This window comes from Micromonospora sp. BL4 (assembly GCF_003667505.1).
Classification (GTDB): Bacteria; Actinomycetota; Actinomycetes; order Mycobacteriales; family Micromonosporaceae; genus Micromonospora.
The window spans coordinates 1-400 of the sequence record NZ_RCVJ01000110.1; the positions used below are offsets into that span (position 1 = coordinate 1).

A 400-nucleotide genomic window follows, 5' to 3' on the forward strand; every position below is an offset into this window, starting at 1 on the left:
GCTGGTGGAGCTGGGAGACGCCGAACCGGTCGGCGTCCAGCACGATCATCACGGTCGCGTTCGGCACGTCCACGCCGACCTCGACCACCGTGGTGGCCACCAGCACGTCCAGGTCGCCGGCGGCGAAGGAGCGCATCACCGCGTCCTTCTCGTCGGCCGGCAGCCGGCCGTGCAGCACCCCGATCCGCAGCCCGTGCAGCGGACCCTCGGCCAGCAGCGGCGCCACCTCGGTCACCGCCAGCGGCGCACGGCGCCCGTTGTCGTCCACCGGCGGCGGCTCCTCCTCGGAGGCCGGGCCATCCCCGATCCGCGGGCAGACCACGTACGCCTGGTGGCCGGCGTACACCTCCTCGCGCAGCCGGCGCCAGGCCCGGTCGAGACAGGCCGGGTTCTCGGCGGC

General features: G+C 75.2%; 1 protein-coding gene. It reads right to left on the reverse strand.

Annotated elements, in window-relative coordinates:
* Positions 1 to 400, reverse strand: a 400-nt coding sequence (locus EAD89_RS11230) for a helicase-related protein (protein ID WP_255421265.1), incomplete at both ends; no start/stop codon positions are given.